Origin of the sequence: Cloacibacterium caeni (assembly GCF_907163125.1) — a bacterium.
Lineage (GTDB): Bacteria > Bacteroidota > Bacteroidia > Flavobacteriales > Weeksellaceae > Cloacibacterium > Cloacibacterium caeni_B.
Map to the genome: position 1 here is coordinate 1411428 of NZ_OU015319.1, position 19420 is coordinate 1430847.

The 19420-nt window shown below is 31.2% G+C and carries 14 protein-coding genes, 1 pseudogene and 1 CRISPR repeat array (1 of these 16 running past the window's edge); of the genes and pseudogenes, 12 read left to right on the plus strand and 3 right to left on the minus strand.

The features are described 5' to 3' along the window. A CRISPR array of direct repeats spans positions 1–1358; the repeat unit is 36 nt; unit sequence AATATCGTTTTTTCTAATCTTTAATCAAACCACAAC; it begins 788 nt to the left of the window's first position. Between the two features lie 78 nt (positions 1359–1436). Continuing rightward, positions 1437–5807, minus strand: coding sequence for a type II CRISPR RNA-guided endonuclease Cas9 (gene cas9 / locus KKQ79_RS06470; protein WP_213189438.1), 4371 nt, complete (start codon positions 5805–5807; stop codon positions 1437–1439). Positions 5808–6601: 794 nt separating this feature from the next. Here cas9 and KKQ79_RS06475 point away from each other — a divergent pair. The 3 genes from KKQ79_RS06475 to ffh all read left to right on the plus strand — a co-directional run bounded on the left by KKQ79_RS06475 (position 6602) and on the right by ffh (position 8966). After that, on the plus strand, positions 6602–7030 hold the full coding sequence (locus KKQ79_RS06475; protein WP_069797279.1) for a cold-shock protein: 429 nt from the start codon (positions 6602–6604) through the stop codon (positions 7028–7030). A gap of 161 nt (positions 7031–7191) precedes the next feature. Then, complete coding sequence (locus tag KKQ79_RS06480; protein ID WP_213189439.1) at positions 7192–7386, plus strand: cold-shock protein; 195 nt, start codon at positions 7192–7194, stop codon at positions 7384–7386. Between the two features lie 212 nt (positions 7387–7598). Continuing rightward, positions 7599–8966 (plus strand): signal recognition particle protein, encoded by a 1368-nt coding sequence (ffh, locus tag KKQ79_RS06485; protein ID WP_213189440.1) that lies wholly within the window; start codon positions 7599–7601, stop codon positions 8964–8966. Between the two features lie 57 nt (positions 8967–9023). On the opposite strand, the gene KKQ79_RS06490 is transcribed toward ffh, so the two are convergent. Further along, entirely contained in the window at positions 9024–9983 is a 960-nt protein-coding gene (locus tag KKQ79_RS06490; protein ID WP_213189441.1) for a PhoH family protein, read from the minus strand. A gap of 77 nt (positions 9984–10060) precedes the next feature. Here KKQ79_RS06490 and KKQ79_RS06495 point away from each other — a divergent pair, with 77 nt between their 5' ends. The 5 genes from KKQ79_RS06495 to gldG all read left to right on the plus strand — a co-directional run bounded on the left by KKQ79_RS06495 (position 10061) and on the right by gldG (position 14596). Further along, positions 10061–10888: an SAM hydrolase/SAM-dependent halogenase family protein gene (locus tag KKQ79_RS06495; RefSeq protein ID WP_213189442.1), complete on the plus strand. Its 828-nt coding sequence runs from the start codon at positions 10061–10063 to the stop codon at positions 10886–10888. 48 nt (positions 10889–10936) lie between these two features. After that, a complete protein-coding gene (locus KKQ79_RS06500) occupies positions 10937–11482 on the plus strand; it encodes a CopD family protein (RefSeq protein WP_213189443.1) in 546 nt (181 codons plus the stop codon). A 202-nt stretch (positions 11483–11684) separates the two neighbouring features. Then, on the plus strand, positions 11685–12056 hold the full coding sequence (locus tag KKQ79_RS06505) for a GxxExxY protein (RefSeq protein WP_213189444.1): 372 nt from the start codon (positions 11685–11687) through the stop codon (positions 12054–12056). After that, positions 12056–12784 carry an ABC transporter permease gene (locus KKQ79_RS06510; RefSeq protein WP_213189445.1) on the plus strand — a complete coding sequence of 243 codons (729 nt, stop codon included), beginning with the start codon at positions 12056–12058 and terminating at the stop codon, positions 12782–12784. Before KKQ79_RS06505 ends, KKQ79_RS06510 begins: the two co-directional genes overlap by 1 nt. 153 nt (positions 12785–12937) lie before the next feature. Further along, complete coding sequence (gene gldG, locus KKQ79_RS06515; RefSeq protein ID WP_213189446.1) at positions 12938–14596, plus strand: gliding motility-associated ABC transporter substrate-binding protein GldG; 1659 nt, start codon at positions 12938–12940, stop codon at positions 14594–14596. A gap of 354 nt (positions 14597–14950) precedes the next feature. Here the strand turns inward: gldG and KKQ79_RS06520 are convergent. Beyond that, positions 14951–15382, minus strand: a pseudogene (locus tag KKQ79_RS06520) (DUF4268 domain-containing protein). A 176-nt stretch (positions 15383–15558) separates the two neighbouring features. Here KKQ79_RS06520 and KKQ79_RS06525 point away from each other — a divergent pair. Genes KKQ79_RS06525 through KKQ79_RS06540 form a run of 4 tightly spaced genes read left to right on the plus strand, consistent with a single transcriptional unit; the run spans position 15559 to position 19323 of the window. After that, positions 15559–18039 (plus strand): hypothetical protein, encoded by a 2481-nt coding sequence (locus KKQ79_RS06525; RefSeq protein ID WP_213189447.1) that lies wholly within the window; start codon positions 15559–15561, stop codon positions 18037–18039. A gap of 28 nt (positions 18040–18067) precedes the next feature. Next, positions 18068–18532: a nucleotidyltransferase substrate binding protein gene (locus tag KKQ79_RS06530; RefSeq protein ID WP_213189448.1), complete on the plus strand. Its 465-nt coding sequence runs from the start codon at positions 18068–18070 to the stop codon at positions 18530–18532. Further along, a complete protein-coding gene (locus KKQ79_RS06535; RefSeq protein ID WP_213189449.1) occupies positions 18532–18834 on the plus strand; it encodes a nucleotidyltransferase domain-containing protein in 303 nt (100 codons plus the stop codon). Before KKQ79_RS06530 ends, KKQ79_RS06535 begins: the two co-directional genes overlap by 1 nt. Before the next feature lie 27 nt (positions 18835–18861). Further along, on the plus strand, positions 18862–19323 hold the full coding sequence (locus KKQ79_RS06540) for a hypothetical protein (protein ID WP_213189450.1): 462 nt from the start codon (positions 18862–18864) through the stop codon (positions 19321–19323). Positions 19324–19420: the final 97 nt, after the last annotated feature.

A 19420-nucleotide genomic window follows, 5' to 3' on the forward strand; every position in this document is an offset into this window, starting at 1 on the left:
AAAATATCGTTTTTTCTAATCTTTAATCAAACCACAACTTCGAAAAGGTTATATCAGTAATTTAAAAAAATATCGTTTTTTCTAATCTTTAATCAAACCACAACTTAAACCCCAAAAGTAAAAAAGCAAAAAAAAATATCGTTTTTTCTAATCTTTAATCAAACCACAACTAGAATTTTGAAATATGGTAATTCTAAAGAAATATCGTTTTTTCTAATCTTTAATCAAACCACAACTGGAATGCTTCTACGCTTGTATTTACGCTTAATATCGTTTTTTCTAATCTTTAATCAAACCACAACTACCTATTTCGTTTTCATTATTTGGTTCTTAATATCGTTTTTTCTAATCTTTAATCAAACCACAACTTTTACGACCCACGACATAAAGAGATTTACAATATCGTTTTTTCTAATCTTTAATCAAACCACAACTGTGATGAAGAAGGTAATGTTTTGGAAGAAAATATCGTTTTTTCTAATCTTTAATCAAACCACAACTAACCAACGACTTATTGAAACTTATCCCTCAATATCGTTTTTTCTAATCTTTAATCAAACCACAACTTAATAATCTTGTGTTAAATCTATAAATCCAATATCGTTTTTTCTAATCTTTAATCAAACCACAACTATCTGGATTTCTGCAATCCTCGTCAGTGTAATATCGTTTTTTCTAATCTTTAATCAAACCACAACATTAGGCGAAATTATATAACTTGCATCATTAATATCGTTTTTTCTAATCTTTAATCAAACCACAACCTATTAATTTGGCTTTTAATTCCGTTTCATAATATCGTTTTTTCTAATCTTTAATCAAACCACAACGTTTCATAATTACGAATATAAAAAGCATTTAATATCGTTTTTTCTAATCTTTAATCAAACCACAACTCGGCTGAAATATTCCATTATTTGAAACTGAATATCGTTTTTTCTAATCTTTAATCAAACCACAACTAATCATTCGCCGTCAATTTCAATTTTCCCAATATCGTTTTTTCTAATCTTTAATCAAACCACAACTCTCTAATTTGCCCTGCATTATACCAATCTAATATCGTTTTTTCTAATCTTTAATCAAACCACAACGTCAGAGGCTTGTCCTTTTTCCTTTTCCGTAATATCGTTTTTTCTAATCTTTAATCAAACCACAACTAGCAATTCAATAAACTGTTTCTTTGTTGGAATATCGTTTTTTCTAATCTTTAATCAAACCACAACCTAAAACCTCTGCTGGAATAGCAGCATAGAAATATCGTTTTTTCTAATCTTTAATCAAACCACAACCTAAATTATTTCTATTAATTAATCCTTGCAAATATCGTTTTTTCTAATCTTTAATCAAACCACAACCGAGTGAGCTATCGCCGAAACTCCGTTGTGGTTTGGTTGCTTATGATTATCCGTGAATGTCAAAGAACTACCAGAAAATTAAATTTTATCAAACTTTCCAGTTGGCAATACTTTAAAATCAATGCCTTCTACAAAAGCTGTAAATTGACTAGGACTCATTTTCCTTGTTGGCTTATTTTCACCTAACTTAAAGTCTCCATCGGGTTTATATCTATCTTTTTTAATTTCATCTGCTTTTCTTGCTTCTTTGAAGAATCTTAAAATTATTACTCCAAATTCATATAAATTATTACCAGATTTAATCCTATTGATTGATAAACCTTCAATTATATAGATTCTCCCTTTAAAATCATATATTTCCGATATATCTTTAGGGTTTTCAATAGTTTTATCATAGAAAATAACAAGCTGTCCTTTTTTTAAAACAACATCTCTATGATTACTTTTTGCTATTGGATATAAAACTTTTTTTCCTTTTACTTCTTTTTCTTTGTTAAGAGGATAAAAACCTTCTTTTTGCTTGATAAGTTTAGCTAAATTAAAATTATTAATTAATTCAAATTCTCTCTTACCATCTAATTCATAAATTGCCATGGCATAATTTTCATCATTCTGTCCATAGACTTTTTGTTTATACTCTTTTCTGGATTTAGACAATAAACTGTGCTCTTTTATTTCTAAAGGATTTTTTACAGAATTGGCATAAATTCTTACTTTTTTTATAGGTACTTGCTTTTCTTTATTAAGCCAAACATCATCTACTAATTTATTTTTTTGCTGTGCATTAGAAGAAAGTAGTAAAATCTTATTTTCTATAGCTTCTTTTACTTTCTGTTTAACTGTTTCATCTACAATATTATCTACATCATTTGCTTTTAAACTTTCTAAATCTTTGCGGATTACGTATTTTATTTCTTCTTGATTTAAAGGATTTTTAATTGCACCGTAAATACTATCTTGGTGTAATGAACCTCTTATAGTATCTCCTTGTTGCAATCTTGGTATTTTTTCTCCTTTTTCATTGAGTTTATAAATAATTTTACCATTGGCATCTTTTTTTGCAATGGCTTTTCCATTTACATCTCTTTCTATTTCGGCTACGTATTGTTTTTTACCACGAACTCTCACAATCTTTTTAGATTGTTTTTTAACATTATCTGGAGTGTAATGAGAAACCAAAATTTCTTCTTCTATTTTTTCAATATCTTCTTTAAAAGTTTTCCAAGGTTTGGCTTCTGACATGAGAGTTTTTGCTTTTTGCTTATCTTGTTCATCTTCAGAAGTCCAAGCTTGTGCTAATACATCATATTTATCTTTGGTCATACAAGCTATTGTAATGGCATCAATAGTGTGATGTGTGTGCTTACTTCTGTCCTTTTCCTTATAATGTTTAAAACCATTTTCATCTATGTAACTTTCTTGTATTCCCCATTGCTTTCTGAACTCGGCAACCATACCCCCTTTTACGCTTTCTACTCTTTTGAAATAAGATTTTAGATACGCTTGTGCATATTTGGTAATAATTCCTGTGTCAGGAATCTGGCTGTTTTTAAAACCAACTTTTGGTTCTTCCCATATAAAACGGTCATATTTACCTTTTAGATAATCACGCTTTAAAGTAAGATAATGTCTTCTTCTTATATTTTTGTCTTTTGCTTCTTTGGTTGATGCTGATTTTATAGATTTTGAAATAGATTCAATTTGTCTTGTAAGATCTTCCGCTTCTTTTTTCCAATGCTCAATGCGTGGCAATATCTCTTCATAGTTTGATAATTCAATTGGCATTTTCTGTTTTTTTATCTCTCTATTAAAACGCGGAGTACAAAGTGTTTTATTCATCAACGAATTATCTTGCGAAATACTTCTTGGTACAGTATGCTCTATGTCATAAGCAGGATTACTTCCTATAATGTCACTAATTCTAATACTCTTCCCTTGCTCATAAATTTCTTTTTTATCTTGTTCTATCCAAAGTTGGTATCTAAGAACATCATCTTCTGTAGGCTCAACCTCTTTTTTACATTCTTCGAAATAGAGTTTCTTTATTTCTTTAATAGCATCTTCTCTGAATTTTTTGTTCTCATTTTGATAATCCTGAATTCCCTTTCTTTTGTTGGCATCATTTAATTCACGAGCCATTTCTATATGAATTCTAGTATTTTCATCAATCTGTCCTTCTAAAATTAACGTATTAAGAACTTTACGCAATTGATGTAAAGCTCTCATAGCCATAGGATTTTTAATTGATGTAGTGAGAGGACTTCCTAAAACCATTTTCTCATTTCCAAACTCATCTTTAATCATTTTCTTTTTGAAAATTTCAATATCAGAAGGATGATATAGTTTTTTAGTTTTATTTTTATCCGAACAATAAACCATACCATCTTTATTGTTTCCTAATAAAAATTGAATTACTTTTTCATCTAATCTTGGAACGGGTAAAAAACTTCTTGCTTTATCATATTTTTTCAGTTCTTCTACATATTTATGATAAGTATCATCTAGAAAAGGTTGATTAAACTCAATATCATTATTCTTTTCAAAAATCTTAGCAATAGCTTTATCAAATTCTGTTTTAAAAATATTTTTAGATTCTTCAGCATAATTCTCCCCTTCTGTTTTACTATTTTTAATTAGTCCGTTGACTATATTTAGTACTTCTCTCTCAAAAACATCACTTTTAATTATTTTAGAAATTTCATTTTGTATGATAGCTCTTTCATTTACATCTTTCCATATATGCTCATCTACCACTTTTTCTATATTCGCCATAAAAACAGCGTGAGAATATAATTGACCTTCTTTTATATATGGTAAAATTTTATTTATGGCGGATAAACTTAAGCTAGCAAAATCTTTTTTCAACTTTATTTTACTAAATGTCTTTGCACTTTTATCTTCTAAGCCCAATTTTTCTTTTGCATATTCATACAAATAAATATCCGAAGTTGATACAGATAAAAGATGCCATAAATCTCTATAGTCTACAGTTCTTATTACTTCTTTCTTTTCAGAATTTAATGTTTTATAAGTAAAAACTTTAGTTTGCCAATCCTCACCTATTGCGTTTTTAAGAGATGCAGAAAACTGGCAAGCAGAAACAGTATCGGTAGGTTGATAATTAAACCAATACAAAAATTCATTCTTTCTTGAAGATTTATAAAACCCAAACGTTGCTCCTTTTTCTATTAATTCTTTTGCTAAAACCTCAAAATTAAAATCGTTTTTTCTGTAAAATTTAGGGATTAACTTTAGCTTTTCTTCTTTGGTTAAAAATCGTAACTTTTTATCACTTTGAGTGCCAAACTTTATCGTATTAAGATAATTCCACATTCTGTATTCTTCAAAATCAGGATGAGAAATGGCACATCTTGATTTATTTTTTTCAAAAGAACATTTACCAATTAATCCTTTTTGTGATTTAAGAGGTCTTTGGAAGAAAATTGCTTTGTACAAATCTTTTGCTAAGCCGGTGATTTTTTTTTCTGGTAGAATCTCTTCATCATTAATCCCATTAATCCCCTGAACTTTACAAATAGTTATAAACTCTTGTAAATAATGCTCTTCTCTAGAGGTATATTGATTCCTTATTTTTCCCTTATTGTAAAGGCTATAAAAATATTGTCCTAATGTTTTAAAATTACCATCAAGCATTGCTTGAGAGATATCTTTTATTTTTCCTTTTACTTTACCTAAATCTTCTTTTTTATTGAGCCTTTTAATGATTTCATCCTTACATTTTTGAACATCATTCTCATTCTTTTTTATGATAGCGATTAAAGCATTATATAAAGATTTTAATTTCTTTTCTCCTTCATCTAAATCCTTTTTGAAATCCCCTTTTACCTCATCTAACAAGCCTAGATTAATGTAATAATCTCTTATTTCATTCAAAATAGTACTCGTTTCTTCTAAATCTTCAATTAAACTTTGTAACTGTGGATTATGTTCTTCTAAAATACCTTCTGCTGACTGGTCTAATCTATTACTTAAAAAGCCTCTTCTTTGGGCAATATGATAAAAAGCTCTACCTAATTCCCACAAAGAAACTTTTGCTCTACTTGCTTTATCTCTAAAAAAATAAGGATTTACATTTTCATAATCATTTGTTCTTAACCACTGTAAAAATTCAGGAATTAATGGGTAGTCTTTAAACCCAGATTTTTTCCAAGCTTCTACATCTTCTATTTGTAAAGGACACATTCTATTTTTAGAAAGAACTTTTAAAGTTTCGTACTTTCTTAATTTTCTTCTATATTTTATTTTCCTTGCACTTCTGTAGCTTGTACGTTCAGCAGCACGAGAACTCTCTATCCCTTTTTCTGTTTTTACTCCTTCAGAAAATATTCTTACTCCTTTATCTATTAAAGTAAAATCACTATTATTTTTTTCTACAATTGCCCACCCAATAGAGTTCGTTCCCAAGTCTAATCCTAGAATTTTTGCCATAAGTATTAGTTTTATTTTATGAATTTATAAAATTAGCAAAAAGAAAATTTTGCACAATACGGAAAACCATAATCTTTTACAAAAAAAATTTTTTATATTTGTAACAGATTAAAATTTCTAATCTTTAATCTTATCACAATAAGGCTATATGCCGTAGATGTAAAATCTATAGTCCTGCTTCGGTGGGACTTTTTTATTTGTCACGTCCTTACTAGAAAACTCCTCGATAATTGCAGGATAAAGGCAGGATAATTGCACCTCAGTTGCTGTTTAACTAGACATCACCCTCTCTTATTATCTCCAAAAAAAACACTCATTCACACTCCTTTTTTCCACTTTCCTTCGAGTCTTGTTCGAATCAAGTTCGAATCAGCTTCGGAAAAACGGTACTTTTTCCGAACAAGACTGCACTTTGATTGCCACTTGATTCAACCCAAACCCTAATCACGGTGAAATCCTCCCCCAAAAACTCATCATTAGGTCACGTCATTTATTTAGCGTACCTTTGTAGAATAATTTATAAAATAGGTTACTGCCTTTGCTATCTGTTACAGTTTAGAATATTTTTTTATTTCTTTTTCAGTTTTTGCTTTTTCAGCGTCCCTTTTTAGAATAACACCTCACAGATGCACATAACCCTGAAAGCAAAACAAGGCAAAATAACCTGGACGAAGTTCCCCTGATCCTTATGATATAAGCGCTCTGTTTATAAAAACAGTAGATTCCTTATAGCACGCAATACACCAATATTCATTGGTTTCATCATTCATTAAAAAACAAACAGAACATTATTTATGGCAGATTCTTTCTCAAAAAAAGAAAACTTTAAGAAAAAAATTCAAAAACAAAAAGAAAAAGCACAGCGCCGTGAAGAGCGTAAAGCGAACAACAACAAAGGAAAAGAACTAGAAGATATGTTTTCCTATGTAGATGAGTTCGGAAGAATTACAACTACTCCGCCAGAAAAAAGACAAGAAGTTTCTCTAGACGATATTCAATTAGGAGCTGCTCCTATTCCTGAAGAAGAAACTAGAAAGTCTGGAATCATCACTTTCTTAAGCGAAAAAGGTTACGGTTTTATTACCGAAGACCGCTCAAAAGAAAATGTGTTTTTCCACCAAAATAATGCAAGAGAAATCCTGAAAAAAGGGCACAAAGTATCTTTCGAGAAAGAAAGATCTGCTAAAGGATTTTCGGCTATCAACATTGAATTGGTAAAATAACGAGAAATCATCTTTGGAATACTATTTCAAAACTATTTCTCTTTACTCCATACATTGCGCAAAAGCGCTATTACCCGTTAAGAAATAAGAAACTTAGGTTTACTGCTTCTTAATCCATTAACCAAGACATTGTAAAAAATGTCTATTTAAAACCCATTACTATGCAAGAAGGCACCGTAAAATTTTACAACGAAACAAAAGGTTTCGGATTTATTACTCCAAGTAACGGAGGAGCTGACATTTTTGTACATTCTTCTGGTTTAAGCACTAGAACAATTAGAGAAAATGACAAAGTTGTGTACCAAGTAACACAAGGACAAAAAGGATTAAACGCTATTCAAGTAAAATTAGCATAATCTCTTTTTGGTATTCTATATACACGAAAGCGACTTCTTAGGAAGTCGCTTTTTTTTGTTTTTCTTCTTAAAAAACGTATTTCTCTTGATTTAGATTTTTCAAAAGGTAAAAATCAATAAATTTTATTCTATTGGTTTACAAATCTTTTAGGAGTTAGAGAAACAAGTCAACAAAATTCCTTATTTTTGCACATCTTAAAAAATCATTCACTATGTTTAATAGTCTTCAGGACAAGCTAGATAAAGCCTTACAAAACATTCAAGGCCGCGGAAAAATTACAGAAATTAACGTAGCAGAGACGGTAAAAGAAATTCGCCGTGCTCTAGTAGATGCCGATGTTAATTACAAAGTAGCCAAAGACCTTACCAAAAGAGTTCAAGACAAAGCACTAGGACAAAACGTGCTTACGTCTATTACTCCAGGGCAATTGATGACCAAGATTGTACATGATGAATTGGTAGAATTGATGGGGACTACTCAAGAAGGCATTAATCTTTCTGACAAGCCTACTATTATTTTAATTGCTGGGTTACAAGGTTCTGGTAAAACTACTTTTTCTGGAAAACTCGCCAATTATTTAAAACAAAAAAGAAGCAAAAACCCTTTATTGGTTGCGTGTGATGTTTACAGACCTGCTGCAATAGACCAGTTAACGGTTCTTGCAGACCAAGTAGGCGTAGCCATCTACAAAGAAATCGAAAATAAAAATCCTGTAGAAATTTCTCAAAACGCTATTCAGTTTGCTAAAGATAACAAGCATGATGTAGTGATTATAGATACCGCAGGTCGTCTTGCCATAGACGAAGCCATGATGAACGAAATCAGAAACGTTCACCAAGCCGTAAAACCTACAGAAACTCTTTTCGTAGTAGATGCGATGACGGGACAAGATGCCGTAAATACAGCTCTTGCATTTAACCATGTTTTAGATTACAATGGTGTAGTTCTAACCAAATTAGATGGTGATACCAGAGGTGGTGCTGCGCTTACAGTTCGTTCGGTAGTTAACAAACCGATTAAGTTTATTTCTACAGGCGAAAAAATGGAAGCTCTAGACCTGTTCTACCCAGAAAGAATGGCAGACAGAATTCTAGGAATGGGAGACGTAGTTTCCTTAGTAGAAAGAGCTCAAGAACAATTTGACGAAGAAGAAGCTAAAAAACTTCACAAAAAAATCGCTAAAAATGAATTTGGTTTTGATGATTTCTTAACGCAGATTAACCAAATCAAAAAAATGGGTAACATGAAAGACTTAATGGGAATGTTACCAGGTGTAGGAAAAGCCATAAAAGATGTAGACATTAATGATGACGCTTTCAAACACATAGAAGCCATTATTTATTCTATGACTCCAGAAGAAAGGAGAAGACCTTCTGTGATTGATATGAACCGTAAAAAGAGAATTGCTAAAGGTGCGGGAAGAAAATTAGAAGATGTAAATGCACTGATGAAACAATTCGAACAGATGGGCAAAATGATGAAGATGATGCAAGGTCCTCAAGGAAAGCAACTCATGCAGATGATGAGCAAAGGAATGCCAAGTATGCCTGGAATGGGCGGCAACCTTTTCGGAAAATAGTTTTAAAATATATAAATAAAAAATCCTGAGAAATAAATATTCTCAGGATTTTTTAGTTTATTCTTCTCTTTGTCTTTTTTCTTCGGCGTTATAAGCCAAAATAATTTTTTTCACTACAGGGTGTCTTACCACATCTTCTTCGGTAAGATGTACAAAACCTATTTCATGAACTCCTTTTAGAATTCTCATGGCTTCTTTTAGCCCAGAATGTTGTTTTGGCGGTAAATCTACCTGACTTGGGTCTCCAGTGATAATGAATTTAGCATTCATTCCCATTCTCGTCAGAAACATTTTCATTTGAGAATGTGTGGTATTCTGCGCTTCATCTAGAATGACAAAAGCTTCATCTAACGTTCTCCCTCTCATAAAAGCTAATGGAGCCACTTCTATCACTTTGCGCTCGATAAAACCTTCTAATTTTTCGTGAGGAATCATATCTCTCAACGCATCATACAACGGTTGTAAATAAGGATCGAGCTTTTCTTTCAAGTCACCCGGTAAAAATCCTAAACTCTCCCCTGCTTCTACTGCAGGTCTGGTTAAAATAATTCTTTTGACTTCTTTATCTCTCAATGCTCTCACTGCCAATGCTACACTGGTATAGGTTTTCCCTGTTCCTGCAGGACCGATGGCAAAAACCATGTCTTTCTTTTCACTTTCTTTGACCAATTTTTTAAGGTTGGTGGTTTTGGCTTTGATGATTTTACCATTTACCCCTTTTACAATGATATCTTGGTCAAAAACCAATTGTTTCTCCTCCTCACTTTTTATTTTGAGAATGTTTTCTAAATCTTTAAGTCCAATAGAATTATTGGTGGAAATATAACTCACAATATCATCTAATTTCTGCTTAAGTACATCTAGAGTTTCTTGATTTCCCATTGCAAAAATAAAATTGTCTCTCCCTGTGATTTTCAGCGTAGGAAAAGAAGATTTCAATAAATTAAAATACTGATTGTTAACACCATAAAACGTTTTAGTGTCTATTCCTGTGAGTTCGTAAGTGATTTCGTACAAATTGTTTATATTTTTAAAAATTTTATCTTACCAAAAATAAGCAATATCTTTGTTTTTTCAAATTTTTACTATTAAAAATGCCAATAATTACCCTTACATCAGATTATGGAAATCTAGACCACAGAGTTTCAGCCATTAAAGGCAGCATTCTCCAGCTTAATCCCGATGCTAGAATTATTGATATTACCCATGAAATTGGAGCGTATAATTTGATTCAAACCGCCTATATTCTTAGAAATGCTTACGCGCATTTCCCTAAAGAGAGTGTGCATATTATTTCCGTGGACAGTTTTTTTCACAAAGACCGAAAAAATCTTTTGGTAAAAATGGATGGGCATTATTTCATTACTGCTGACAACGGATTGATGAGCCTCACTTTTTTTGACCAAAAACCAGAAGCCATTTATGAAATTACCATCAATAATCGTTTTGACGACGAAGTGAAATTTGCCAGTGTGGACATTTTCGTTCCCGTCGCTGCACATTTGACCAAAGGTGGTTTGCCAGAACTTATCGGCAGAAAAATTAAGGAATACAAGTGTACTACTTTTGCAAAACCTTATTTCAATGAACCTGAGAAAATGCTGATTGGCGAGGTGATGTACATTGATAATTTCGGGAATTGTGTAACCAATATCAGCAAATTAATTTTTGATAAAACAATGGTGAATTTCAATAATTTTGAGATTAACATTCGAAATATTTTACTGAAAAACATCAACCGTAAATACACAGACATCGTCACCGATTGGGAAAAAGAAAATGAATATCATGGCAAAGCTTCTGCTCTTTTTAATGGTCAAGATTTATTAGAAATCACCATTTATAAAGGTACAAAAAACAATGGCGCCAATTCGCTTTTTGGCTTAAAAGTGGGTGATAAGGTGTATATACAGTTTGAATGATGGATGTTAGATGTTAGATGTTAGAAAAATCGTAAATCGTAAATTACCATGACTTATTTAATCATAAAAGCGCTGCATATCATCTTTATGGTGAGTTATTTTGCGGGAATTTTTTATCTCGTAAGAATTTTTGTGTATTACAAAGACACTGATGCTTTCGAAAGTCCTAAAAAGGAAATTCTACGTGAGCAATATGTATTTATGGCAAGAAGATTATGGAATATTATCACGGTTCCTGCTTTTGTTTTGATGACTATTTTTGGAACAATTTTAATTTTAATGAACCCTACACTTTTACAAATGTCTTGGTTTCAGTTGAAAATAGCCTTTCTCATAGGACTTTTCATCTACCATTATTGGTCTTGGAAAAAAGTATTAGAAATAAAAAACCTACAAAACGGTGAACTAAAAACCGCCAATCTCAAATTAAGACAAGCCAATGAAATTGCAACATTTCTTCTATTTTTAGTGGTTTTCACAGTAATTTTAAAATCTTTGACCATTGAAAATTGGTGGCAATTAATTACAGGATTTTTCGTTATTGTGTTTGTGATTATGATGACGGTAAAATTGGTGAATAAGAAAAAGTCTTAATATCACAGAGATCACAAAGAACAGCCACAAAGTTCACAATGATTTTTTATAAATACCTTCACAAAGACGCTTCGCTTGATTGAGTTTATACTATTTTAGACTTAATCATAAAGCTTCGAAAAGCAAGGCGTCTCAAATATCTTAATTTTGTGTACTTTGTGATTACTTTGAGAACTTTGTGATAAAATAAAACTAAAAAACTATGACCGAAAATGAATTATCAACCATCATCATTGGTTGTGCAATAGAAGTACATCGAAGATTGGGAGCAGGTTTATTAGAAAGAGCATACCAAGAATGTTTAATGTACGAATTAAAACTAAATGGCTTGAAAGTAGAAAAAGAAGTATTGCTTCATATTACTTACAAAGACTTGAAAATAGATAATGGTTACAGAATAGATTTATTAGTAGAAGATAAAGTAGTGGTAGAATTAAAAACTGTAGAAGAACTTCACAATGCACATTTTGCTCAGGTTCTAACTTATCTTAAATTTGGAAACTACAAATTAGGGCTCATTTTTAATTTTAATGAAGCTATTTTAAAAAACGGAATTAAAAGAATTATCAATTAATGATTGCTATACTAAAAAAAGAACTTTGGAGTTATTTCGGGAATTGGAGTGCATGGATTATCGTCGGTGCATTTTCTTTGATTTCTGCTTTATTTTTATTTTTTTTCGAGAATGATTTCAATATTCTAGAAATCGGAACGGCAAGTTTGCAGAGCTTTTTCACGCTTTCGCCGTGGCTGTTTTTGTTCATTATTCCAGCATTAGCCATGAAATCTTTTGCTGAGGAACAACAAAACGGAACATTGCAATGGCTTTTTTCTCAACCATTAAGCATTTCTGAAATCGTTTCAGGGAAATTTCTTGCGGTATTTTTAGTAGGGATTTTATGTTTACTTCCCTCATTAGTTTACCTCTACTCCGTTTACGTTTTAGGCGTTCCAGCAGGAAATTTAGACCTGGGAGCAACTTTAGGAAGCTATTTCGGAATTATTCTTCTCATTGCAGCATTTTCTGCGGTTGGGATTTTGGCAAGTTCACTTTCCACGAATCAAATTATGGCTTATTTATTGGGTGTTTTCTTGAATTTCATTTTATACTTTGGTATAGAGCAATTGGCCAATTTCAAATTATTGGGAGGTGCTGATTATTTGCTTCAAAATCTTGGTTTTTATCATCATTTTATCGCTTTTACAAGAGGTTTGATTGATACCCAAGATGTGTTTTACTTCCTGTTGGTGATTGGATTGAGTTTGTTTTTGGCAAAAGTTTTTGTGGAGAAGAAGAAATAGTTATTTAACCGCAAAAGCAACCAAAGAATTGATTGAAAAATAAAGCAAGCCAAAAGTAAAAAAAGAAAATTCTCCCTTTTTTTTACTTTTGAAAAACTTAAAAAGCAACAAAAGCTTTTGTCTCTTTTGTGGTTTAAAAATTTAAAATATAAAATGAAACAAAATTTAAAATATATTATTCCAGCCATTATCCTATTATTAGGGATTTTCGGGGTATTTTCTCATCGTTTTGATTTGACTAAAGAGAAGCGTTACACCCTTTCTGATGCTACGGTAGAAACGCTGAAATCTGTAAAAGAACCACTGACTGTAGAAGTTTATCTGGAAGGTGATTTTCCAGCAAGTTTTAAGCAATTGCAGAACGAAACGCAGTTTCTTTTGGAAGAATTCAGAAAAATCAATCCAAAAATTGATTACAAATTTATCGATCCTATTGCGACCAAAATGTCTCAAGATACGCTTCAAGCAATGGGAATGCAACCTTCTATGTTGCCCGATATGAAAGACGGAAAAGTTTCTCAAATCGTGCTTTTCCCTTATGCAGCACTGAAATATAAAGGTTATGGAACTTCTATTTCGCTTATAACCAATCAAATGGGAATAGATGCAGCGGAACAGTTAACCAAATCTATTGAAAACCTGGAATTTAACTTCGCATCTACCATTAAATCTTTGGTGGCAGACCAAAAGAAAAATGTAGGTGTTTTGGTGAATCAAGATGAATTAAGAGTAGATGAATTCCGCAGTTTTATGGACATGACGCTCGAAAACTACAATGCTGGCCCTGTAATTCCTATAAACAAAAAAGAGTTGACTTTAGAAGATCTTCCGAATTTAGAAAGAATGAATGCTTTGGTAATTGCAAAGCCTAGAAAAGCCTTTACTGACGGTGAAAAAGTGATTTTAGACCAATACATTATGAACGGCGGAAAAACACTTTGGATGATTGACGCTGTGAATGCAGAAATGGATACTTTGATGACCAAGAAAAAACTCATGGCCTATCCTATCGACATTAATATGACTGATTTTTTCTTTAATTATGGCGTGAGAATCAATGCACCTTTGATTAAAGATTTTCAAAAATCTGCTTTGATTAGATTGCAAGTTGGCGAAGTGGCAGGAAATCCTCAATACACCAACTTAATTTGGCCTTATTTTCCTTTGGGAATTAATGAAAACAACAATCCGATTACCAAAAACATCAATCCTGTAAAATTTGAATTCCCAACGGCTATTGATACGTTAGGAAGAAAAAATATCAAAACTCAAGTGCTTTACGAATCGAGTGAAAGAACCACTGCTAAATCGATTCCTAATTATGTAGAGCTCTCAGAAATGGCGAATCTTGACAGTCTTTCTGTAATGGAAAAACCTACAACTCCGAAGATTTTTGCGGTGAGTTTAGAAGGTAAATTTACTTCTGCTTATGCGAATAGAAGTGAGAAAAACGGTTTCCCAAATTTCAAAAATGAAGTTGCTGGAAAAAATAAAATGATTGTTATTTCTGATGGTGATGTTGGCCGAAATCAAATCATGAAAGGTCAAAACTTACCTTTAGGAGCAGATTTATTAACCGACCAACTCTACGGAAACGAACAATTTCTGAGAAACTGCTTAGATTGGCTTCTCGATGATTCTAATTTAATTGAATTAAGAAACAGAAATATAGAATCTCGCTTGCTTGACAGAAGAAGAATAGACGAAGAAAAAACGAATTGGCAATGGTTTAATTTGTTGACACCTTTGGCAATTTTAGGACTTTTGGGCGGAGTTTTCTTTTGGTTGAGAAAGAAGAAATTTGGGCAATAGTTCTCACAGATTACACAGATTTTCACAGCATTTTTTCACACAAAGTCGCAAAGATTTTCACGCAATGCTCGCAAAGATTTTATTTAACACAGAGTTCGCAGAGTTTTTTGTATAATAATTAAAAGTGAGCTTTGAAAAGCAAAGCGTCTCAAGAATCTTAATTTTGTGAACTTTGTGCTGCCTTTGAGAACTTTGTGATAGTTTTTCACGCAAAGTCGCAAAGATTTTTTTGAGATAAAACAAGGCGCTTCGTTTTAAAAAAACGAAGCGTCTTTATATACTTTAAAAACTTAAAAACCATGTGAATACTTTTGGTACTTTCGCTTGGCTCTTTTTACTTTTTACTTGATTCTTTTACACATCTTTTATAAACTCCTCATATTCATAATACACCATTTCAAAAGCGGTCATTTTTTCGACAAAAAATTCGAAAATTTCTCGCCAAGTGTTTTTATTGTAGACGGAAACTCCCTGTTTTTCCACCCAAAATCTAGAAATCACTTTTCCGTTTTCTAAGGCGTAGAATTCATCTTTATACACCTCGCATTTCAGTTCATCTTCTAAAATTCCTTCGAGAGACCAAAGCTTCTCATAATAAGCATTTCGGAAGATTTCATCTTTCATTTCGATGTCTACAGAAACCTCGGCTTTTTTATTATCACAATAGAATTTAAAGGCGAAATCTTTGATTTTGGTATCATACAAAATCTATTTTCTCGGAAACGACTTCCCGAAACTGGTCCAAAATTCCTTTTTTATTTTAGCAGCTTCTTCTTTGCTGAACATTTGATTGAGTTATGAGTGATGAGTTGGCGAAAATAGGGAAAAATTGCGAGTGTTTTTGTATATTTGGATTTAAGAATTACTTTATAAACCATGAAATCACTTTTATTAATGTTCAAAATCAAAAACGCTTGTAATAAGTGATTGCATTTGACCATAAAAAAAATAATAATCAACAAATGAAATACGCAAATATTCGCGAAGAAGAAGTTAAGAACAAAGTAGGACAAGATTTTTTTGGTGATTTTGATACTACTAAAATTTTAGGAAACATAGATTTCTGTGTAACCCCTAAAAACAAAAATCCAAAACAAACTAAATTATTTGATGATATAAATTTACTTTGGGCAGAAGCTAAAACTGGAGATTATGATGTGATTTCTATGTTTGCACAATTAATTCTCACCATTGGTAAAGCTAGAACTTTTGACAAAACTTTACCCCCTGCTTTTTTAGGTGCTTTTGATGGTAAAAAGATTGCTTTTATTCCTTATAATGCTGTATTAGACATTTTCTCGCTCAATGATTTTAATTGGAATGTTACCAGTAGCAATCAAAACACCAAAGAATTTTCAATTATTAGAGAACGTGTTCAAAAATCTTTAGACAAAAATGATTATTTGTATGATTTTCTAAAAGATGAAAAAGAACTTAAATTTTTCATTAAAAATAATCTCGCAAAGGCTACAGAATCTGGCAAAATTCTTATTAATAAAAACAATTTTGTCCCTATCTATTTACGCTGGGTAGAACAAGTAAAACCTTATATAGATTTTAATTGGGAAGATGGTAAAAAACAAAATATTTTAGACAATAATTTCTTTTTAGCAGATTTGTTTGTAGACGACAAAGGAACTCCTGTAATAGAAGATGATACGCCAATTTCTGAAAATCTTTTTGTAGTTTTTAAAAACGGACATTACGAAATTGCCAAAGAAAATCTGAAATCTTTGTTTAATGCTACCATTCCTTTCAAGGATAAAAAACCCTACGAACAATTTTGGAAAAAATACAAAAGACCGCCTCTTGAAGAATTTCAGAATTATATTTTAGAAAGAAAAGATTTACTCGTTCCGCAAGATATTAGAGAGAGAAAAGGTGCTTTTTTTACACCAAGAATTTGGGTAGAACTGTCGCAGAAATACATTGCTGATGTTTTGGGCGAAGATTGGCAAGAAGAATATTATGTTTGGGACTGTGCAGCAGGAACGGGAAATTTACTCGCTGGATTAACTAATAAATACCACATTTTTGCTTCTACACTAGACCAATCTGATGTAAATGCTATGCACGAACGTATAGAAAACGGCGCTTTACTATTGCACGATTATGTATTTCAATTTGATTTCTTGAATGACGAATTTCTGCCAAAATCTAAAGGCGGAAAACTACCCGACGATTTGTATAACATTATTACAGACGAAGAAAAACGAAAAAAATTGGTGGTGTATATTAATCCACCTTATGCGGAATCAGGAAGCACAAAAAAAAGAGATGCAAAAGTTGGTGTGAATGAATCTATGATTCATAAAAGAATATTCAATAAATTAAGTTCTTATTCTAAAAGAGAACTTTTTGCCCAATTTTTAGCAAGAATATACATTGAAATCCCTAATTGCAAGATTGCAAATTTTTCAACTTTGAAAAATTTGCAATCTTCCTACTTCTCGGATTTCCGAGAAATTTTTCGAGCGAAGCTCGCGAAAATTTTTTTGGCTCCAGCAGATACTTTTGACAATGTAAAGGGTAAATTTCCAATAGGATTTTTTGTTTGGGATTCAAATATTAATGAAAAATTTCATGAAATAATTGCAGATGTTTATGAAAAAGATGGCGAAGAATCAATCGAAAGAAAAAGAATTTTTAGCTATGAGGAAGGTAAATATATTAATGATTGGCTTCGTCCAACTTGGAATAACATTATAAATAAAATTGGATTTTTAGCATGTAATGGTAATGACTTTCAAAATCAAAATGGAATATTTATTCAAACAAATAAAAATAATTCAACTTCCACCTATTTTAAACCAATTGGTATTGAAAATTTAATCCAATCAACAATATACTTTGCAGTTCGCCATTGTATAGAAGCGACTTGGCTTAATGACCGAGATCAATTTCTATTTCCTAATGATGGCTGGAAAACTGATGCAGAATTTCAGAATGATTGTTTGGCTTTTACCTTATTTTCTAATAATATACAATCACAATTTGGAACCAACCACTGGATTCCATTTACAGAATTAGAAGTAAATGCTAGAAGCAAGTTCGAAAGCAATTTTATGACCGATTTTATCAATGGAAAAGTGAAAATAGAAAATCAAAATGTAGATTTATTTTCACAACAAGAAACCCTTTCAGAGTTTGAAACTCTGAAAGGGTTGTCTACAAAATTGCAATTTTCAGAAGAAGCTAAACTTGTTTTTGATGCTGGCAAAAATCTTTGGAAATATTATCATTCACAACCTAATGTAAATGTAAATGCTAGTTTGTATGACATTAGAGAACATTTCCAAGGACGCAACGAAAAAGGAAAAATGAACAATAAAAGTGATGATGAAACGTATATGAAACTCATCTCAGAACTACGTTCTGCTCTAAAAATTCTAGCCAAAAAAATAGAACCAAAAGTGTATGAATATGGTTTCTTGAAAGAATAAGACTTAATTTTTTAATTACATTTGTAATATGGAAAGAGATATAAGATGGATTCAGCGTTTTTCTAATTATAAAAAAGCGCTAAAAAAACTTCAGCAATCAATAGAATACATTAGAGAAGATTATCAAAATGAGGAAGATAATTTAGATGAAGTATTAGATGAAATGATGAAAGAAGGATTAATCCAACGTTTTGAATATACTCATGAGTTAGCATGGAACGTAATGAAGGATTATGCATATTATCAAGGAAATACAGAAATAGGAGGTTCTAGAGATGCAACCAGAGAAGCATTTAAAATGAATTTAATCAAAAATGGGCATCTTTGGATGGAAATGATACAGAACAGAAATAGAACTTCTCACACGTATGACAAAGAAACCGCAGAAGAAATCTATGCCGCAATCATTAATCAATATTATGATGCATTTGAAGATTTTAAGAAAACAATGCAAGAAAAATTAGACCAAAATAAACAAATAGATTTGTTTTAATGATGAAATTTGGACTTTTAGATACCGAAATTGAAAATATTCATAAAATTTTCTCTCAAAATCAAGAGATAGAAAAAGTTATTATTTTTGGTTCACGAGCCAAAGGAAATTACCGTAATAACTCTGATGTAGATTTGGTGATTTTTGGTAACATAAATCTTAGAATTTTAAATCAAATCAATATTGAATTAGATAATTTATTATTACCTTATACTTTTGATTTATTGATTTATAAAAATATTGAAAATGAAGAAGTAAAAGAACATATTAAGAGATGTGGCATCATATTTTATAAAAAATAAAAACTTTTTCACAAAAAACTAATTACCATGAAAAACCTCATCATTATTGCTTTATTTTTCAGTTCACTGCTTCCCGCTCAAAGTTTTTACAAGAAAATTTCAGATAAAAACATCAATACAGAAAGACAAACCATTGCCAAAAATTTCATTCAAGAGTTTCTCAATAAATGTGAGAATAAGAACTATACTTCTTTTGAGAGATTTAATGTTGCGAAGAAATTTGAGATGTTTTTAGATGATAAGTTAAGTTATATCTGTCAAAAAAACGAAACCGATTTAGGAAAAATAGAATTGCAAGATTTTAATTCTGCTTATATCCATAAAACTTCATTGACAACAGATCCTGTGGAATTGTTTATTTTCAATGCAAAAACAGAGAAAAATCCCGATTTAAAATACCTAAGTGTTTGGATTTATCAAGATAGAAATTACCTCAGCGGATTGGTAATTACCAAAGAAAAACCCATCAATCCTAATAAAAGAGAATAAAAAAAGCGGATTTTTTAAACTCCAATTCTATTGATAAACTTCTCTTTTTTAAATAGTAAAAACTCTCGCAGATTTAACAGATTTAACAGATGATTAA

Coding starts and splice junctions, on each gene's coding strand:
- cas9 (WP_213189438.1), bottom strand. CDS start 5,807: ATGGCAAAAATTCTAGGATTAGACTTGGGAACGAACTCTATTGGGTGG.
- KKQ79_RS06475 (WP_069797279.1), top strand. CDS start 6,602: ATGGCAGATTCTTTCTCAAAAAAAGAAAACTTTAAGAAAAAAATTCAA.
- KKQ79_RS06480 (WP_213189439.1), top strand. CDS start 7,192: ATGCAAGAAGGCACCGTAAAATTTTACAACGAAACAAAAGGTTTCGGA.
- ffh (WP_213189440.1), top strand. CDS start 7,599: ATGTTTAATAGTCTTCAGGACAAGCTAGATAAAGCCTTACAAAACATT.
- KKQ79_RS06495 (WP_213189442.1), top strand. CDS start 10,061: ATGCCAATAATTACCCTTACATCAGATTATGGAAATCTAGACCACAGA.
- KKQ79_RS06500 (WP_213189443.1), top strand. CDS start 10,937: ATGACTTATTTAATCATAAAAGCGCTGCATATCATCTTTATGGTGAGT.
- KKQ79_RS06505 (WP_213189444.1), top strand. CDS start 11,685: ATGACCGAAAATGAATTATCAACCATCATCATTGGTTGTGCAATAGAA.
- KKQ79_RS06510 (WP_213189445.1), top strand. CDS start 12,056: ATGATTGCTATACTAAAAAAAGAACTTTGGAGTTATTTCGGGAATTGG.
- gldG (WP_213189446.1), top strand. CDS start 12,938: ATGAAACAAAATTTAAAATATATTATTCCAGCCATTATCCTATTATTA.
- KKQ79_RS06525 (WP_213189447.1), top strand. CDS start 15,559: ATGAAATACGCAAATATTCGCGAAGAAGAAGTTAAGAACAAAGTAGGA.
- KKQ79_RS06530 (WP_213189448.1), top strand. CDS start 18,068: ATGGAAAGAGATATAAGATGGATTCAGCGTTTTTCTAATTATAAAAAA.
- KKQ79_RS06535 (WP_213189449.1), top strand. CDS start 18,532: ATGATGAAATTTGGACTTTTAGATACCGAAATTGAAAATATTCATAAA.
- KKQ79_RS06540 (WP_213189450.1), top strand. CDS start 18,862: ATGAAAAACCTCATCATTATTGCTTTATTTTTCAGTTCACTGCTTCCC.